Origin of the sequence: Gordonia sp. IEGM753 (assembly GCF_050321825.1) — a bacterium.
Lineage (GTDB): Bacteria > Pseudomonadota > Gammaproteobacteria > Pseudomonadales > Pseudomonadaceae > Aquipseudomonas.
On record NZ_JBNQGB010000004.1, the window covers coordinates 1 to 17,015 of the forward strand.

The 17,015-nt window shown below is 56.3% G+C and carries 15 protein-coding genes, 4 tRNA genes and 1 riboswitch; of the genes, 4 read left to right on the forward strand and 15 right to left on the reverse strand.

Annotation, left to right across the window (positions count from 1 at the left end):
• Positions 1-268: 268 nt before the first annotated feature.
• A tRNA-Arg gene (locus tag ACQR3R_RS19655) sits at positions 269-345 on the reverse strand.
• Between the two features lie 437 nt (positions 346-782).
• Between ACQR3R_RS19655 and ACQR3R_RS19660 the strand changes: the two genes are divergently transcribed.
• Positions 783-1,070, forward strand: a complete 288-nt coding sequence (locus tag ACQR3R_RS19660) for a PA3371 family protein (protein WP_428274454.1) — start codon at positions 783-785, stop codon at positions 1,068-1,070.
• Here ACQR3R_RS19660 and phnN read toward each other — a convergent pair.
• Positions 1,045-1,617 (reverse strand): phosphonate metabolism protein/1,5-bisphosphokinase (PRPP-forming) PhnN, encoded by a 573-nt coding sequence (phnN, locus tag ACQR3R_RS19665; RefSeq protein WP_428274456.1) that lies wholly within the window; start codon positions 1,615-1,617, stop codon positions 1,045-1,047. The genes ACQR3R_RS19660 and phnN overlap by 26 nt on opposite strands.
• Before the next feature lie 382 nt (positions 1,618-1,999).
• On the opposite strand from phnN, the gene ACQR3R_RS19670 reads away from it, so the two are divergent.
• Positions 2,000-2,326: an Arc family DNA-binding protein gene (locus ACQR3R_RS19670; protein ID WP_028620557.1), complete on the forward strand. Its 327-nt coding sequence runs from the start codon at positions 2,000-2,002 to the stop codon at positions 2,324-2,326.
• Between the two features lie 97 nt (positions 2,327-2,423).
• Here the strand turns inward: ACQR3R_RS19670 and mgtE are convergent, their stop codons facing one another.
• The gene (gene mgtE, locus ACQR3R_RS19675; protein WP_428274458.1) at positions 2,424-3,866 is read right to left on the reverse strand and encodes a magnesium transporter; all 1,443 of its coding nucleotides are present in this window, start codon (positions 3,864-3,866) and stop codon (positions 2,424-2,426) included.
• Positions 3,867-4,186: 320 nt separating this feature from the next.
• Here mgtE and ACQR3R_RS19680 point away from each other — a divergent pair, with 320 nt between their 5' ends.
• Positions 4,187-4,462 (forward strand): hypothetical protein, encoded by a 276-nt coding sequence (locus ACQR3R_RS19680; protein WP_428274460.1) that lies wholly within the window; start codon positions 4,187-4,189, stop codon positions 4,460-4,462.
• A gap of 66 nt (positions 4,463-4,528) precedes the next feature.
• On the opposite strand, the gene ACQR3R_RS19685 is transcribed toward ACQR3R_RS19680, so the two are convergent.
• From ACQR3R_RS19685 to ltaE, 7 genes are all read right to left on the reverse strand, one after another.
• Positions 4,529-4,605: transfer RNA gene (locus ACQR3R_RS19685), tRNA-Arg, on the reverse strand.
• 71 nt (positions 4,606-4,676) lie between these two features.
• A tRNA-Arg gene (locus ACQR3R_RS19690) sits at positions 4,677-4,753 on the reverse strand.
• A gap of 107 nt (positions 4,754-4,860) precedes the next feature.
• A tRNA-Ser gene (locus ACQR3R_RS19695) sits at positions 4,861-4,951 on the reverse strand.
• A gap of 62 nt (positions 4,952-5,013) precedes the next feature.
• Positions 5,014-5,202, reverse strand: coding sequence for a carbon storage regulator CsrA (gene csrA, locus ACQR3R_RS19700; protein ID WP_002554426.1), 189 nt, complete (start codon positions 5,200-5,202; stop codon positions 5,014-5,016).
• 185 nt (positions 5,203-5,387) lie between these two features.
• Positions 5,388-6,629 carry an aspartate kinase gene (locus ACQR3R_RS19705; RefSeq protein ID WP_428274463.1) on the reverse strand — a complete coding sequence of 414 codons (1,242 nt, stop codon included), beginning with the start codon at positions 6,627-6,629 and terminating at the stop codon, positions 5,388-5,390.
• A gap of 91 nt (positions 6,630-6,720) precedes the next feature.
• Positions 6,721-9,339, reverse strand: coding sequence for an alanine--tRNA ligase (alaS, locus tag ACQR3R_RS19710; RefSeq protein WP_428274465.1), 2,619 nt, complete (start codon positions 9,337-9,339; stop codon positions 6,721-6,723).
• Between the two features lie 145 nt (positions 9,340-9,484).
• Positions 9,485-10,489: a low-specificity L-threonine aldolase gene (gene ltaE / locus ACQR3R_RS19715; RefSeq protein ID WP_428274467.1), complete on the reverse strand. Its 1,005-nt coding sequence runs from the start codon at positions 10,487-10,489 to the stop codon at positions 9,485-9,487.
• 198 nt (positions 10,490-10,687) lie between these two features.
• Positions 10,688-10,859: riboswitch (FMN riboswitch) on the forward strand.
• 102 nt (positions 10,860-10,961) lie between these two features.
• Between ltaE and ACQR3R_RS19720 the strand changes: the two genes are divergently transcribed.
• The gene (locus ACQR3R_RS19720; RefSeq protein WP_007943897.1) at positions 10,962-11,471 is read left to right on the forward strand and encodes a 6,7-dimethyl-8-ribityllumazine synthase; all 510 of its coding nucleotides are present in this window, start codon (positions 10,962-10,964) and stop codon (positions 11,469-11,471) included.
• A 186-nt stretch (positions 11,472-11,657) separates the two neighbouring features.
• Here ACQR3R_RS19720 and astE read toward each other — a convergent pair whose 3' ends face one another.
• From astE to astA, 5 genes are all read right to left on the reverse strand, one after another.
• The gene (gene astE / locus ACQR3R_RS19725) at positions 11,658-12,668 is read right to left on the reverse strand and encodes a succinylglutamate desuccinylase (protein WP_428274469.1); all 1,011 of its coding nucleotides are present in this window, start codon (positions 12,666-12,668) and stop codon (positions 11,658-11,660) included.
• A 12-nt stretch (positions 12,669-12,680) separates the two neighbouring features.
• Positions 12,681-12,968, reverse strand: a complete 288-nt coding sequence (locus ACQR3R_RS19730) for a hypothetical protein (RefSeq protein WP_008033108.1) — start codon at positions 12,966-12,968, stop codon at positions 12,681-12,683.
• 20 nt (positions 12,969-12,988) lie between these two features.
• Positions 12,989-14,335 carry an N-succinylarginine dihydrolase gene (gene astB, locus ACQR3R_RS19735; RefSeq protein WP_428274472.1) on the reverse strand — a complete coding sequence of 449 codons (1,347 nt, stop codon included), beginning with the start codon at positions 14,333-14,335 and terminating at the stop codon, positions 12,989-12,991.
• A gap of 163 nt (positions 14,336-14,498) precedes the next feature.
• On the reverse strand, positions 14,499-15,965 hold the full coding sequence (gene astD, locus ACQR3R_RS19740; RefSeq protein ID WP_428274474.1) for a succinylglutamate-semialdehyde dehydrogenase: 1,467 nt from the start codon (positions 15,963-15,965) through the stop codon (positions 14,499-14,501).
• A complete protein-coding gene (gene astA, locus ACQR3R_RS19745) occupies positions 15,965-16,990 on the reverse strand; it encodes an arginine N-succinyltransferase (protein ID WP_428274476.1) in 1,026 nt (341 codons plus the stop codon). The genes astD and astA overlap by 1 nt, the downstream gene beginning before the upstream one ends.
• Positions 16,991-17,015 lie beyond the last annotated feature (25 nt).

Below are 17,015 nucleotides of genomic sequence, written 5' to 3' on the forward strand. Positions count from 1 at the left end.
GCATTCTACAGCAGCCTCTGTTGCTGTCAAGTGGTTATTTTCAGAAGTTTTCGAAGGTTTCTTCAACAACTTCAACCACTTGCGCTTTCGATCTCTCGTTAGCGGGAGGCGAATTCTACAGCGTTACTCGCTGCTGTCAACACCTGTTCAACAAATAAATCAATCCGCTCAAACCCAGCGATACGGATCAATGCGTTCACTCCCAAATGGCCTTGACCACCCTCCTCATATATAGACAGGAGGCTCAATGCTGGAAGCATTCTGAAACTGGTGTCCCAGGGCAGGTTCGAACTGCCAACCTTCCCCTTAGGAGGGGGATGCTCTATCCAATTGAGCTACTGAGACAAATTCGCCCGCCAACACTGCGCGGAGAACGGCGTGCATGTTAACGGGCACTCTCGCTTTTGTCATGTCGTCCGTGGGCTTTTTACGTGTAGGCAATAGCCCTGCAGACGACATAAGCCCCGCGCATCGTGCAAATTGCATCACCACACAAGACCAGCATTGCAAAATGCAATCATGGCCAATTCCAGAATCAAACTAAGTCTTTGCTTTTAAACGATTTAATTTCAAAAAAGCCTTGGCACGACAGGTGCTTTAGCTGGTATAGAAGAACACAGTGGAGGCCTACCCCATGAACCATGCCCTTGTACTCTCTAATGCAATCGCCATGGCGGTTGTGTTGGGGCTTCATTACGCACCTCAAAATGGTACAGAAACGGTCGCGCAGCGCATGCCCCACTATCTTCAGCTGCAGAAAGCGCCCCAGCTGGCGGTTATGAATGATCGAAGCGACTCCAGAATTCTCGGAGTACGCGAAGAGGCTGGCTCCACTCTTAGTCAATCATCCGAACGCTGGATATTCTAAAACCGATCATCAGGAACACAATATGTCCAAATTAGCTGCAGGATTTTTGATCATGACATTGCTGACCGGCATTCTTCATCTGTCCTTGGCACAGGAGAAGGCTGTCACCCTGCCACTGATTGCGTGCGCAGTATTTGGCTCGCTGTTCGTCCTGGCACTTGTTGCAGGACGGAAAATCAAATTTGACCCTGTACTCCGTTAACGGCTAACAACTCGATCAAGCTTGCAACGGTGATATTTAGATCACCAGAGTTATCAAGGTTCTTTATCTGCACACTGTCTATTGGTCCGCGATCCACGAAGAGCGCATTACGCAGCAGCCTGGCTTCAACCTCGGCAAAAGATTCTCGACCGCGCCGCAACAATCGTTTGCGCAAAACCTTATCACTGGCAGTGATCAAAACCGGCAGCAGCGATGGATAGCGAAGCAATGCCTCCGCCAGATATCCACGAGAACCATTTACCAAGACATTCCGGCCACTCATAAGCCATTCATCTATCTGAATAGGAATGCCGTAATCCAAGCCGTTGGCACTCCACGCAAGTGCGAAACCACCCTGCGCCTTGAGGCGCGCAAACTCTTCACGCGTTACACCGATGGCATCCTCTCCAACGGACTCAGCTGAACGAGTGATGACCCGGCGCACCACCTCGCAATTTCGCGATCGCAACGATTCTCGAGCAGCCCCGATTAGACTGTCCTTGCCGGATCCGGACGGACCCATCAGATATATCAGCCTGCCACCCATCCTAAATCGCCCCCGCTACCCATCTGCCACTAGTAAATCGGCCAATTGCCACTATCCTATACAGGAAGGAGCAACACACGAATCCGCACAGCATGCGCCTACGGGGGTCTCTGGACATCATCTGTCGAGCAGCAGGGCGCGGAAGCTTATTCGGCCTGATCAAACTTTATTAACCAGTCCGCATTTCTGACAACTGGTGCTGGCATAAAGCCTTTATCCGGGTCAATATTTGTCACAGAATTGACGCCAATGATCTGGCAGCTTTGAGGCATGATGCGCGCCTCTATCAATTCAGGTTGAACATTTGGCGAGAAAGCTTGTCCTAACAGACATCCTGCGGCCAATCCCGAGAACCGCTCCCCTGAACTAACCGGTTAAATATATGCGCCCATTGAAACAGGCAATTTATTCCAGCCGTACGGCTGACAAGTTCGTCGTACGTCTGCCAGACGGAATGCGTGAACGCATTGCCGAGGTGGCTCGCAATCATCACCGCAGCATGAACTCCGAGATCATCGCGCGCCTTGAGCAGAGCCTCATTCAGGAAGGCGCTTTGGGCGAAGAACTGAGCATGCGCCTAGACAGTCCAGAACTGTCATTGCATGAACGTGAATTGCTACAACGCTTTCGTCAACTCTCCCACCGACAGCAAAACGCCCTGGTTTCGCTGATTGCCCACGATGCCGAATTGGCAGCCGACGCTTCCTGATTCATCAAATGCTCCAGAGCCAGCTTTATAGCTGGCTTTTTTTTGCCTTAATTTTGGCAATAAAAAACCCGTCAATTGACGGGTTTTTTAAGAAAGATCAGAGCAGGAAGATTGTCGCCAGCCCCAGAAAGATGAAGAACCCACCGCTGTCGGTCATTGCCGTGATCATCACACTGGCCCCCATTGCAGGATCTCGCCCTAGTCGCGCCAGCGTCATCGGGATTAGCACCCCCATCAATGCCGCAAGCAGAAGGTTGAGCGTCATGGCGGCCGTCATCACCACCCCTAGCGACCAACTGCCATAGAGCAAGTAGGCGACAACACCAATTACACCGCCCCAAACCAAGCCGTTAATCAAGCCAACCGCTAACTCTTTACGCATCAAGCGAGAAGTATTACCGGTACTTACCTGATCCAGAGCCATGGCGCGAACGATCATGGTGATCGTCTGGTTACCGGAATTACCGCCGATACCCGCCACGATGGGCATTAGAGCTGCAAGCGCTACCAGTTTTTCGATAGAGCCCTCGAACAAGCCAATCACCCGAGACGCGATAAACGCGGTAATCAGGTTTACCGCCAACCATGCCCAGCGGTTGCGTAGAGATTTCCAGACCGATGCAAAAATATCCTCCTCTTCACGCAAACCCGCCATGTTGAGAACTTCGTTCTCGCTCTCTTCACGAATCAGGTCGACCATTTCATCAATGGTCAAACGGCCTATCAACTTGCCGTTCTTGTCGACTACAGGCGCAGAGATCAAGTCGTAACGCTCAAACGCCTGAGCCGCATCATAAGCGTCTTCATCCGGGTGAAAACTCACCGGATCGCTTGCCATGACGTCCGCTACTTGTTTTTCCGGATCGTTGACCAACAAACGCTTGATAGGCAAAACGCCTTTGAGAACGCCGTCGTAATCAACCACAAACAGTTTGTCGGTATGCCCGGGTAATTCTTTCAGGCGACGCAGGTAACGCAGAACCACTTCAAGACTGACATCCTCTCGGATGGTCACCATCTCGAAGTCCATCAGTGCACCGACCTGCTCCTCGTCATACGACAGCGCGGAGCGAACACGCTCACGCTGCTGACCATCGAGGGTTTCCATCAGCTCGTGGACGACATCTCGCGGCAGCTCGGAAGCGAGGTCAGCGAGTTCGTCGGCGTCCATGTCCTTGGCCGCAGCCAGGAGCTCATGATCGTCCATGTCGGCGATCAGCGTTTCGCGGACCGAGTCGGATACTTCGAGCAGAATGTCGCCGTCGCGATCAGCCTTGACCAACTGCCAGAGCGTCAGGCGATCGTGCAGCGGCAATGCTTCAAGGATGTAGGCGACGTCAGCGGAGTGCAGATCATCGAGCTTGCGTTGCAGCTCAACCAGATTCTGCCGGTGAACCAGGCTCTCTACCCGGTCGTGATGCGGACCTTCCTGACGATGAGTCAGGTCTTCGACTACCCGCTGACGCTGCAACAGCTCAATTACTTGAGCGAGGCGGTCTTGCAGGCTCTCTTGCGTTTTCTTTACTTCAACTTCAGACATAGGCGAACTCCACTCCCAGCAGCGGGGAACGCCGGAAGGATCAATCAGTCAATTCATGATTGGAAAAACGGGGTATTGAGCAACTACTGGGTAAGTCCATGGAGGTATTCCACAAGCCCCGGCGGGGCTGACGGCCGTAATGATACACCGCCCAACGGTTTAAAACGTTAAAAAATCGCGTCTGAAACAAGCGCTTGCAAGACAAACCTGAGCGATGTCCTGATCTATAAAACTGCGACGACTTATTCAGAAAAGAAAACACACCCACATCGAGAAAAGCAGCAACTACCCTTCACATAGACCGTCACGGAGGACGATTGATGCCATCGACTGCAATTGTTTTTTTTCTATCCGCCCTGCCCTTCCTTTCATTCCAGGCATACGCGACAACAATCCATCGATGCGAAGCGGCCGATGGTGGCGTCACATTCACCACACTGAGCTGCATGGCGGGCGAGAGGCTTATACCGCAGGAAGTGCACGCCTTTAATCCAGTCAGCAGGTTTGCACTGATGCCAGAAGCCGAGCGTCACAAACCACCCCGCATCGAGATCAAGCGCAGCCAGCGCTACGAAATCGAAGTTGACGAACATTGATGGTCAATGAAAAAGCTAAATCCCAGACGGCAAAAAGCCCGCGTTAGACGCAGGCTTTTTGGTGTTTGGTGCACTCGACAGGATTCGAACCTGTGACCGCTCGGTTCGTAGCCGAGTACTCTATCCAGCTGAGCTACGAGTGCATTTTGTGTTTTTAGACCAGATCACAACTGGTTGAAGCAAGCCATTCACATTACTGCAAACAACCCTTAAATGGTGCACTCGACAGGATTCGAACCTGTGACCGCTCGGTTCGTAGCCGAGTACTCTATCCAGCTGAGCTACGAGTGCATTTGTTGCCGCGCATTATAGGCCGTTGAATCTTTTTGTAAAGCACTTTTTCTAGTAATTTCAACAACTTACAGAAGAAGCCAGATTACAACGTACTACGCAAATAATGGCGGAGAACGGGGGATTCGAACCCCCGACACCCTTTTGAGGTGTACTCCCTTAGCAGGGGAGCGCCTTCGGCCACTCGGCCAGCTCTCCGCAACACGGGGCGTATATTAACCAGCTTCTTCCCCGTTTGCAAACATAAAAAACGATAAAAATTAATGGCTTGGTTCTTCGTCCTTCTCTTTCTTTATACGCAGGTAAATTTCTTCACGGTGCACAGCAACCTCTTTCGGGGCGTTGACACCTATACGCACTTGATTTCCTTTAACGCCGAGCACGGTCACGGTGATTTCGCCATCACCAATAATCAGGCTTTCTGCGCACCGACGAGTCAGAATCAGCATACCTTTCTCCTCACGCATTTCAATTCAGGGACAACAGTCTGCAAAAAAAAGGCATTCGACCTACAACCGAAACGGTCGCAGCCCCCATGCCTGAGTATTGACTAGCGCGAGCAAAAGAAAAGCCTTGGGTCGCACCATTCAAAAAAACAAAGGGCGCGGTCAAGCCGCGCCCTTTGGTAAACGCATCACTCGCCCTGTCGCGCCGGTGCGTCCAGTTCGAAAGCCGTGTGCAGAGCACGCACAGCCAGTTCCAGATACTTCTCTTCAATGACCACGGACACCTTGATTTCCGAGGTCGAGATCATCTGGATGTTGATGCTTTCTTTCGCCAGCGATTCGAACATGCGGCTAGCCACGCCAGCGTGAGAGCGCATACCAACGCCAACGATCGAGACCTTGGCAATCTTGATGTCGCCAACCACTTCACGAGCACCGATTTCACGCGCAGTGTTTTCCAGCACGGCTTGCGCAGCCTGGAAGTCATTGCGATGCACAGTGAAGGTGAAGTCGGTGGTGTTATCGTGAGCAACGTTCTGCACGATCATATCGACTTCGATGTTAGCGCCACTGATCGGGCCAAGAATCTTGAAGGCCACGCCAGGGGTGTCTGGCACGCCACGGATGGTCAGCTTGGCTTCATCGCGATTGAAAGCGATGCCGGAAATGATCGGCTGTTCCATGGTTTCCTCTTCATCAATAGTAATGAGGGTGCCCGGACCCTCCTTGAAGCTGTGCAGTACGCGCAGCGGAACGTTGTACTTGCCGGCGAACTCGACCGCACGGATCTGCAATACCTTGGACCCGAGACTGGCCATCTCCAGCATCTCTTCGAAGGTAATCTTGTCCAGGCGCTGGGCCACGGACACGACGCGCGGATCGGTGGTATAGACGCCGTCGACATCGGTATAGATCTGGCATTCGTCAGCCTTCAAGGCTGCTGCCAGCGCGACACCGGTCGTGTCTGAACCGCCGCGGCCGAGGGTCGTGATATTGCCGTGCTCGTCGACGCCCTGGAACCCGGCGACAACCACTACACGACCTGCTTTCAGATCACCGCGAATCTTTTGATCATCAATCTGCAAGATACGCGCTTTATTGTGCGCGCTGTCCGTCAGTATCCGCACCTGGTTGCCGGTGTAGGACACCGCTGGCACGCCGCGCTTGATCAACGCCATGGCCAGCAGTGCAATCGTCACCTGCTCACCGGTGGAGACGATCACATCCAGCTCACGCGGAACCGGTTGATCGTCGCCACTGATTTGTTTGGCCAGATCGATCAGACGGTTGGTTTCGCCGCTCATTGCAGACAACACAATCACCAGGTCATCGCCGGCATCGCGGAATTTCTTAACCTTGTCGGCGACCTGCTCGATTCTCTCGACAGTGCCGACCGAGGTGCCTCCAAATTTCTGTACGATCAAAGCCATTTCAAAGCCGCCTCTGCCCATGAAGGGCGCCCAAATAATCACTCAAACAGCGCGCGGGCCCGCCACTAGACTGCGGGCCAGATACACTGCCTTATAAACCCTGCTCTACAAATGGAACGGTCAGGGCCAATGCGGCATCCAGTGCGCCAGCGTCGGTACCACCGCCCTGCGCCATATCTGGACGACCTCCGCCCTTGCCACCCACTGCCGCAGCGGCTTGCTTCATCAAATCACCGGCTTTGAGTTGGCCAGTCAGGTCTTTGGTTACGCCTGCAACCAGAACGACCTTATCCTCATGGACACTGCCGAGCAGGATCACTGCGTGGCCGAGTTTGTTTTTCAGTTGATCGACCAGCGCCAGCAGTGCCTTGCCATCCTGACCGTCCAGACGCACGGCCAGCACTTTCACACCTTTGACATCCAGGGCCGAGGCCGACAGATCGTCGCCCGCAGCGCTGGCTGCCTTGGCTTGCAGTTGCTCGAGTTGTTTCTCGAGCATACGGTTGCGCTCCAGCACAGCCGACAGCTTATCGATCAGGTTGTCGCGGCTGCCCTTGACCAGGTTGGCCGCTTCCTTGAGTTGTTCTTCGGCAGCGTTCAGGTAGGCCAACGCTGCTGCGCCAGTAACGGCTTCGATACGACGTACGCCTGAGGCAACGCCGCCTTCGCTGATGATTTTCAGCAAGCCAATGTCGCCAGTACGGTTGGCGTGGATACCGCCGCACAGTTCGACGGAGAAGCCGCCGCCCATGCTCAGCACGCGCACGTTGTCGCCGTACTTCTCGCCAAACAGCGCCATTGCGCCTTTGTTCTTGGCGGTCTCGATGTCGGTTTCTTCTGTTTCAACGGCGGAGTTCTTGCGAATTTCGGCGTTGACGATGTCTTCCAGCGCCTTCAGTTGCTCAGGCTTGATGGCCTCGAAGTGACTGAAGTCAAAGCGCAGGCGCTGGCTATCGACCAACGAACCTTTCTGCTGAACGTGCTCGCCCAGTACTTGGCGCAAAGCAGCGTGCAGCAAGTGGGTTGCCGAATGGTTCAGAGCAGTCGCATGCCGCACCTCGGCATCGACATGAGCCTCGACCGGCGCGCCGATCATCAGGCTGCCGGACGCCAGCACACCGTGATGCAGGAACGCACCGCCAGTTTTGGTGGTGTCACGCACATCGAAACGGCTATTGCCGACCGTCAAATAGCCGCAGTCGCCGATCTGGCCGCCGGACTCAGCGTAGAAAGGCGTCTGATCGAGAACAACCACGCCCTCTTCGCCTTCATTCAAAACGTCGACCGATTGTCCGTCCTTATAGATAGCAATCACTTTGGCCGAACCGCTGGTGGCTTTGTAACCCGTGAACTCGGTGGCCACGTCAACCTTGACCAGCGTGTTGTAGTCCAGGCCAAAGGAGCTGGCCGAGCGTGCACGAACGCGCTGAGCTTCCATTTCACGCTCGAAACCGACCTCATCGACAGTCAGGTTACGCTCACGGGCAATGTCGGCAGTCAGGTCCATCGGGAAGCCGTAAGTGTCATACAGCTTGAACACGACATCGCCCGGCACCACGGTCCCTTTGAGTTCCAGCAGGTCCTGCTCGAGGATCTTCAAACCGTGCTCCAGCGTCTTGGAGAATTGCTCCTCTTCAGCCTTCAGTACGCGCTCGATATTAGCCTGTTGCTGCTTGAGTTCCGGGAAGGCTTCACCCATTTCGGCAACCAGCGCGGCGACGATCTTGTAGAAGAAACTACCGGTAGCACCCAATTTGTTGCCGTGACGGCAAGCACGACGAATGATCCGGCGCAGCACATAGCCGCGCCCTTCATTGGACGGCAACACACCGTCTGCAATCAGGAAACCGCACGAACGAATGTGGTCAGACACCACTTTCAACGAAGACTGGTCGTCGTTGCTGCAGCCAATGGCTTGCGCCGAAGCACTCAGCAGATTTTTGAACAGGTCGATTTCATAGTTGGAGTGAACGTGTTGCATCACCGCACTGATCCGTTCCAGGCCCATGCCGGTGTCTACCGACGGCGCTGGCAGCGGATGCAACACGCCGTCGGCGGTGCGGTTGAACTGCATGAACACGTTGTTCCAGATCTCGATGTAACGGTCGCCATCCTCTTCCGGCGAACCCGGTGGGCCGCCCCAGATGTCGGCGCCGTGATCGTAGAAAATCTCGGTGCAAGGACCACACGGACCGGTATCGCCCATGGTCCAGAAGTTGTCAGACGCGTAAGGCGCGCCTTTGTTGTCGCCAATTCGGATCATGCGCTCGACCGGAACGCCAATCACTTGGGTCCAGATGTCATAGGCTTCGTCATCGCTTGCGTAAACGGTAACCCAGAGTTTTTCCTTGGGCAGGTTCAGAACGCCGGTCAGAAACGTCCATGCGTAGGTGATGGCGTCGCGCTTGAAATAGTCGCCGAAGCTGAAGTTACCCAACATTTCGAAGAATGTGTGGTGACGAGCGGTATAGCCGACGTTTTCCAGGTCGCTGTTCTTGCCACCGGCGCGCACGCACTTCTGGCTGCTGGTCGCGCGGGTGTACGCACGTTTTTCCTGGCCCAGGAAACAGTCCTTGAACTGATTCATCCCCGCGTTAGTGAACAGCAGGGTTGGGTCGTTGCCCGGAATCAAAGAGCTGGAGGCTACACGGGTGTGGCCTTGCTCTTCGAAGAAGCGAAGGAAGGCTTCACGGATTTCTGCGCTTTTCATAGGTTCTTCCACGGAGGCTGCGGCCAAAGGCCTGTGCGAAACGTCAACAGACGAAGCGACGGCAAAGGGCCGCATTATATCGGCCCTGCGCGCGGGGTACAGCGTGTTTATACGATAGAAACGGTCAATTGGACGGCTAACGCTGTCAGTTGCGTGAAAACTCGACGAATGCCGCGACGACTTGCTCTATCTGAGCGCGGCTGATGTCCATGTGCGTGACCATTCTGAGACGACCCGCGGCGCTTAGCTTGATCCCGCGCTCGGCGGCAAACGCCTTGATCGCCTCGGCTTTGTCGCCCATCTGCACGTAAACCATGTTGGTCTGTACCGGTTCGACTTCATAGCCAGCCTTACGCAGCTCGTCGGCCATATGTTGAGCGTTGGCATGGTCGTCAGCCAGACGCTGAACGTTATTGTCCAGCGCGTACAACCCCGCCGCGGCCAATATTCCGGCCTGACGCATGCCGCCACCTACCATTTTCCGCAAGCGGCGTGCCTTGCCAATCAACGCCTGAGAACCGCACAACACCGAGCCAATGGGTGCACCCAGGCCTTTGGACAGGCAAACCGACACCGAATCGAAATGCTGAGTGATCTCACGGGCGTCAACGCCCAATTTGACCGACGCGTTGTAAAGTCGCGCGCCGTCCAGGTGCAAGGCCAAGCCATGTTCACGAGTGAAGTGTCTCGCGCGCGCCAGGTATTCAAGCGGCAGGACTTTGCCTTGCATGGTGTTTTCCAAGGCCAGTAACCGGGTACGGGCGAAGTGGAAATCATCCGGTTTGATTGCCGCTGCCACCTGATTCAGGTCAATTGAGCCATCGGCCTGGACATCCAGTGGCTGAGGTTGAATCGAACCAAGCACCGCCGCTCCGCCACCTTCGTACTTATACGTGTGGGCCTGCTGGCCGACGACGTACTCATCACCGCGCTCGCAATGGGCCATCAGGCCTAGCAGGTTGCTCATAGTGCCTGTCGGAACGAATAGCGCAGTGGCGAAACCCAGGCGTTTTGCGAGTTCGGCCTCCAGGCGATTGACCGTAGGATCTTCGCCATAGACGTCGTCACCGGTGGCCGCTGTGGCCATCGCGTCGAGCATCCCTGCAGAGGGTTGGGTGACAGTGTCGCTACGAAGATCAATAACACTCATGAATCTGGCCTCGGCAAGCAGGGAGAAAATCCCTTTCAATCACGAATTACTGAGGCCAAGACGAAGAATAATCAACCCTTGATCCAGCAAATTGATGATCGCGGCTACGAAAAAACCGATATGAATCATCAGAAGGCAGCGATGCGCGTCTCGAAAATATGTGTTAAAAACGCTTCGCCGCCAGAAAATCTGTCGGCAAAACGTTCTCAGGGCGGGGTGCAACTCCCCACCGGCGGTAATTGCGCGCAACGCGCATAGCCCGCGAGCGCTTGGTGGCAGGCATGGCAATAGCCGTGCAGGTCGGCAAGGTCAGCAGACCCGGTGTGATCCCGGGGCCGACGGTCATAGTCCGGATGAAGAGAGAACGGGATTGGCGCCAAAGGGCCGTCCGCACGCGTTAATGCGAGCGAGCGCACCCTTAAATCCCATTCGATTCATAAGCCCTGTTTTTTACTCAAACAGGAACCAGAACATGCAACCCACCGCAATCGATAGCAAAAGCAAAAACCATCAAGGCGAGCGCGTCGCGTTCATCCAGGCCTGCTGGCACAAGGAAATCGTCGATCAGAGCCGTAAAGGTTTCGTCGCCGAAATGATTGCCCAGGGTTATCAAGAATCCGAAATCGACTTCTTCGAAGTCGGTGGCGCCTTCGAAATCCCGTTGCACGCCAAATTGCTCGCCAAGTCCGGCCGGTACGCCGGTATCGTCGCCGCCGGTCTGGTGGTTGATGGCGGAATCTACCGTCACGAGTTTGTCGCCCAGTCGGTGATCAGCGGCCTGATGCAGGTTCAGCTGGAAACCGAAGTGCCGGTGTTCTCGGTCGTTTTGACCCCGCACCACTTCCATGCCGGCGAAGAACATCAGAAGTTCTTCTTCGAACACTTCGTGCATAAAGGCCAGGAAGCGGCGAAGACGTGTGCCGATACGCTGCACAAGATGCGTGCATTGCGCCGCAGCGAACCACGCGCGGTAGCGGTTTAAACATCAAAACCGAAGGTGTGGGTGAGGTCTTCGGCTTCACCCAAAGCAAATGTGGGAGCGGGCCGTGGCGAGGGGATTTATCCCCGTCGGGTGGCGCAGCCACCCCAAAAACCTGGGCCTGCTCCACAGCCCAACGGGGATAAATCCCCTCGCCACAGCCACTCCCACACGTGTTGTGTGCTGCGCCTAGGCGAGGTTTTCGTCGGTGGTCGGCACGATCAGGATGCCAGCCCGCAGTCCATTCTTTACCTTGGGGTTCGGGAAGATAATCCGGGCGCCCTCCTCCTCGATGATCCAACGCGTTTGGGCAATGTCTTCTGCCAACACGTAGCCCATTTCCAGTTCGGAAAAGTTTTCGATGTCCGCTGGCAGGTTCAGGAGGAAATTATCGCTGTGCTTGATGATTTCCCGCGCCACGCTAAACAACTGCAAGCCCTCCAGTGATGCTTCGGCCAGGCTTGGCTCATTGCCTTCGATGATGTGTTGCAGGCGATTTTCCAGCAGCGAAACATTCACGCCTTCGTTCTGCCCGAACGGCCGCGCCTTACCCAATTCGAGAGTGAAAGATTCAGCATCGAGTTTGTCGTAGGTGTATGAGCTGAAAACGATGGACGGTTTGTTCTGCAACAATACCGCTTGCATGCCGGCGGCACGCAGGCGAGCCAGCTCCTGGCGTGAATGCTGGCGTCCCTGTTTCCAGGGGTATAACGCGAACTGCTCGATTTTAGAGCCTCGAATCGCAGTGTGCAGGTCGTAATGCAGGCGGCTGCGGTCCGGCAGACTGAAGAAACTTGCTGCCAAACGCTCCAGCTCACAAGCGCGGAGAGCCTCTGAGCCGCTACTTTGTTCATGACGGCCATTAAACAGCCGATTGACGTCCTGTTCGATGAAGCGCTCGCCTTTGCGCATCGCTTCCGGGTTGCCGAACAGAAACAGAATTCGTGCTCGCGGCTTCAAATCCCCGCGCGCGATGCCATTCAGCAGGCGATCAAGCAACTCGATCGGCGCTGTTTCGTTACCGTGAATACCAGCCGAGAGCAGCAAGTCCAGGCCGTTGTCACGTGCTTGCGGTGGCCTGACTTCCAGCGCACCTTCACTCAGCCAGCGCATCCGCACGCCTTCGACAGTCAGTTGAGTCTTCTCCGCCGGTTCACGGCCGGCGAGGGTCAGTTCAAGCAGTTTGCCGAGGGCGAGCATGAGGCGATTTCCTTAGTGGTCGTGTGCGCAATCCGGGCCGTGCACGTGGTCTTCGTCACCGACTTCAGCCGGTTCCATTTCCAGTTGCAGACTTACCAGATTAGTTGCCAATGGGCGCAGCAGCAGGTTTGCGTATTCTGCGTCACCTTCTTCAACGTCAACGCCGATCAGTAGTTGGCCACGGCCATCGTGCTGGATCCACAGCTCTTTGCCTTGCCAAATGACAGCGACGCGGGTGCAGGAAGTTTCCAGTTGTGTGCCGTCGGTGTCTTCAAGGATCAGCTGCAGGGTATCGCTCATGGTGTTTACGCTCTCGTCTTTCAATTGATCTGGAATGGATAAACCGCGCCCAGTTTAAGGATTTGCGTCAGTTCATCCAGTGCCGTCCGGCACTCAAGCAGCAATTGCGGGTCTGCAAGATCGTTCTCGGTCATGCGGTCGCGGTAGTGCTTGTCGACCCACTCGGTCAGCGTGCCGTACAACGGGGCCGTCATGATAACGCCTGGGTTGACGGCCGCCAGTTCGGTTTCATTCAGCGCAACGCGCAAGCGCAGGCACGCCGGGCCACCACCGTTTTGCATACTTTGCTTGAGGTCGAACACCTTGACCTCGCGGATCAGGCCGCCGGCGCTGGTCAACGTTTGCAGGTAATGCCAGACGCGCTCATTGCCGCGACATTCTTCCGGCACGATCAACAGCATCGAACCGTCCGGGCGCGTTAGCAACTGGCTGTTGAACAGGTAGGAGCGCACAGCGTCCTCGACAGCCACTGCGGAACGCGGAACACAGATCGATTGAAATTTCCCGCCCACTTTCGCCAGTTTGCGCTGCAACTCAGCCAGCATCTGCTCGGTGTCGAGGAATGCATCCTCGTGATAGAACAACACCTCACCATTGCCCACGGCGATCACGTCGTTGTGGAACACGCCCTGATCGATCACTGAAGGGTTTTGCTGAGCGTACACCACACCTTCTTCGCTCAGGCCGTGCAAACGGGCAACAGCCTGGGACGCTTCCAGCGTCTGGCGGGCCGGGTATTTTTGCGGCGCCGGGTAACGGGTGTCGAAGGCGCTGCGACCAAACACGAAAAATTCGACACCTGCGTCACCGTACTCACGGCAGAAACGCGTGTGGTTGGCGGCACCTTCGTCACCGAACTGCGCTACGGCCGGCAGGGCGGTGTGATGAGCGAAGTGCTTCTGGTCAGCAAACATCGCACCCAGCACGCGGCTGGTGGTCGGGTGTTCGATGCTGCGGTGGTATTTGCAGTTGAGGTTGGCAGCGGTGAAATGCACCCGGCCGTCGGCAGTGTCTGCACTCGGGCTGACGGTAGCGGCGTTGGCCACCCACATGCTTGAGGCTGAGCAACTGGCAACCAGCAACGGCATCGCTTCTTTAGCGGCGCGCTCGATGACCTGAGCGTCGGTGCCGCTGAAGCCCAAACGGCGCAGTGCGGCTACATCCGGGCGTTCTTGCGGCGCCAAAACACCTTGTTGAAAGCCCATTTCCATCAGCGCTTTCATTTTTGCCAGGCCTTGCAGCGCGGCTTCCTTGGGGTTCGACGATTGCTGGCTGTTGCTCTGCGACGCAACGTTGCCGTACGACAGACCGCCGTAGTTATGGGTCGGCCCCACTAGACCGTCGAAATTGACTTCATAGGATTTCATCAGCGAGGCTCCACGAGAATCTGTTGTTATAGGCTTCAAGTAACAATTCAGTACGACCGGTTGGCGGCCTTCGCCGGCAGGCTGGCTCCCACAGAGAATGGGTCGAACACAACATGTGTGAGCACCACAAAACCTGTGGGAGCCAGCCTGCTGGCGATGGGCATCACGCCATTTTCACGCCTGGTGTCAGGGTCGCAGGCAACGTCAGGCTTGGCGTTTCCAGGGAGGCAACCGGGTAGGCGCAGTAATCTGCGGCGTAGTAGGCGCTGGCGCGGTGGTTGCCCGAAGCACCTACACCGCCGAAGGGTGCGCTGCTTGCCGCACCGGTCAGTTGCTTGTTCCAGTTGACGATACCCGCACGGCTTTCCAGCCAGAATTGCTGATAACGCGCTTCGCAATCCGACAGCAAACCAGCGGCCAGGCCAAACGCAGTGTTGTTGGCTTCGGCAATGGCCGCTTCAAAGTCAGCGTAGCGAATCACCTGCAGCAACGGGCCGAACAATTCTTCGTCAGAACGATCGGCCACGGCCGTCACGTCAAGAATGCCGGGGGTGAGCAACGCGGACTGCGACTGGGGCTGAGTCATCTCCAGCAACGCCGATGCGCCATTGGCCAGCAAATGTGCCTGCGCATCCATCAATGCTTTTGCAGCCCCCAGGGAAATAACAGACCCCATGAACGGCGCTGGTTGCTGATCAAACGCACCCACCTCGATCGTCGCGCTCACCGCCACCAGGCGCGCCAGCAACGCATCGCCCCACGCGCCTTGTGGCACCAGCAAACGGCGTGCACACGTACAGCGCTGACCGGCAGAAATAAACGCCGACTGGATGATGGTGTAAACGGCAGCTTCAACGTCTGCCACTTCGTCCACCAGCAACGGGTTGTTACCACCCATCTCGAGCGCGAGGATCTTGTCAGGCCGACCGGCAAATTGTTGATGCAGATGATTGCCGGTACGGCTGGACCCGGTGAAAAACAGGCCATCGATGCCCGGGTTCGCCGCCAGGGCAATACCGGTTTCGCGAGCGCCTTGCAGCAGGTTCAACACGCCGGCCGGCAGACCGGCCTCGATCCAGCACTTGACCGTCAGCTCAGCAACTTTTGGCGTCAATTCACTGGGTTTGAACAATACGCTGTTACCGGCCAACAAGGCCGGCACGATGTGCCCGTTCGGCAAATGACCTGGAAAATTGTAAGGTCCAAATACTGCCACCACACCGTGCGGCTTGTGGCGCAGCACGGCAGTGGCGTCGCCCAGAGGGCCGCTCTTCTCACCGGTACGCTCACGGTAACTCTGCACCGAGATCGCGATTTTATTGACCATGCTGGTCACTTCAGTCGCCGATTCCCACAGTGGTTTGCCCGTTTCTTCGCCGATGCAACGCGCCAGTTCGTCAGCGTTGTTTTTCAGCGCGGCGGCAAATGCCTCCAGCACCGCAATGCGCTCCTCAAGCGTGCGACGTGCCCATTGCGGGAACGCTTGACGTGCAGCTTGCACGGCCGACTCAACCTGAGCGGCGGTGGCGCCCTCACCCGTCCACAGCACTTGCTGGGTGACCGGGTTTAGCGACTGAAAAGCTTCGCCCTGACCGGCCAGCCATTCACCTGCGATGTATAGCGAATTCATTATTTCGACTCCCGGGCAGCAGACAACGGGACGGCGCGCACTTGATCGCCGGCGTTGAGTTGAAGACGTTTGGCGGTCAGCGGATCGACCACCAGCGTACCGGCGGCGAAGCGCGCGGGTGCGGCGGTGATCCGGCAGTCTTCGCGCTTGCGGTTGTGAATCAGGAAAGGGGTGGCGTCGTCACCCGGTGTGCCGATGGCCAGCACCAATGCCTGGCTGTCGCGGATCGCGCGGATTTTGCCGGTTTCGCACTCCACGGCAGGGCCGGCGTCGAAGATATCGACGTAACCCTGATAGCTGAAACCTTCGCTCTTGAGCATCGACAGCGCCGGCTCGGTGTCCGGGTGAACCTGGCCGATCACGTTACGCGCATCGGGCGACAGGAAGCAGGTGTACAGCGGGAATTTAGGCATCAACTCAGCGATGAATGCCTTATTGCCAACGCCCGTCAGGTAATCCGCCTGGCTGAACTCCATTTTGAAAAAATGACGGCCCAGGCTTTCCCAGAATGGCGAGCGCCCGGCCTCATCAGACACGCCGCGCATTTCGGCGATGATCTTGTTGCCGAACAGTTGCGAGAACTCTGCGATGAACAGCATCCGCGCCTTGGCCAGCATCCGGCCATTGAGGCCAGTGCGGTAATCGGCATGCAGGAACAACGAACACAATTCCGAGTTGCCGGTCAGGTCGTTGGCCAGGAACAGCGTCGGGATTTCGCGATAGATGTTCAGCTCTTGCGAGGCACTGACTGTCAGCCCCACTCGAAAGTTGTACCAGGGCTCACGCAGGCCAACGGCGCCGGCGATAGCAGAAATGCCCACCACGCGGCCATTGTCATCTTCGAGTACAAACAGGTAATCCGCGTCGCCGCGCCCCGCTTCGCCGCGAAAGGTCTTCTCGGCCCAGCCGACCCGATGGGCCAGCCGCTCTTCGTTGGCCGGCAAAGTGGTCAGGCCGGTGCCGGTGCTACGGGCCAGGTCGATCAGAGCGGGTAAGTCGCTGCTGCGTACGGGACGAACGATCATGCTATCTCCTCAAACGGGCCGCTTG

Coding starts and splice junctions, on each gene's coding strand:
- ACQR3R_RS19660 (WP_428274454.1), top strand. CDS start 783: ATGATCGAAGCGACTCCAGAATTCTCGGAGTACGCGAAGAGGCTGGCT.
- phnN (WP_428274456.1), bottom strand. CDS start 1,617: ATGGGTGGCAGGCTGATATATCTGATGGGTCCGTCCGGATCCGGCAAG.
- ACQR3R_RS19670 (WP_028620557.1), top strand. CDS start 2,000: ATGCGCCCATTGAAACAGGCAATTTATTCCAGCCGTACGGCTGACAAG.
- mgtE (WP_428274458.1), bottom strand. CDS start 3,866: ATGTCTGAAGTTGAAGTAAAGAAAACGCAAGAGAGCCTGCAAGACCGC.
- ACQR3R_RS19680 (WP_428274460.1), top strand. CDS start 4,187: ATGCCATCGACTGCAATTGTTTTTTTTCTATCCGCCCTGCCCTTCCTT.
- csrA (WP_002554426.1), bottom strand. CDS start 5,202: ATGCTGATTCTGACTCGTCGGTGCGCAGAAAGCCTGATTATTGGTGAT.
- ACQR3R_RS19705 (WP_428274463.1), bottom strand. CDS start 6,629: ATGGCTTTGATCGTACAGAAATTTGGAGGCACCTCGGTCGGCACTGTC.
- alaS (WP_428274465.1), bottom strand. CDS start 9,339: ATGAAAAGCGCAGAAATCCGTGAAGCCTTCCTTCGCTTCTTCGAAGAG.
- ltaE (WP_428274467.1), bottom strand. CDS start 10,489: ATGAGTGTTATTGATCTTCGTAGCGACACTGTCACCCAACCCTCTGCA.
- ACQR3R_RS19720 (WP_007943897.1), top strand. CDS start 10,962: ATGCAACCCACCGCAATCGATAGCAAAAGCAAAAACCATCAAGGCGAG.
- astE (WP_428274469.1), bottom strand. CDS start 12,668: ATGCTCGCCCTCGGCAAACTGCTTGAACTGACCCTCGCCGGCCGTGAA.
- ACQR3R_RS19730 (WP_008033108.1), bottom strand. CDS start 12,968: ATGAGCGATACCCTGCAGCTGATCCTTGAAGACACCGACGGCACACAA.
- astB (WP_428274472.1), bottom strand. CDS start 14,335: ATGAAATCCTATGAAGTCAATTTCGACGGTCTAGTGGGGCCGACCCAT.
- astD (WP_428274474.1), bottom strand. CDS start 15,965: ATGAATTCGCTATACATCGCAGGTGAATGGCTGGCCGGTCAGGGCGAA.
- astA (WP_428274476.1), bottom strand. CDS start 16,990: ATGATCGTTCGTCCCGTACGCAGCAGCGACTTACCCGCTCTGATCGAC.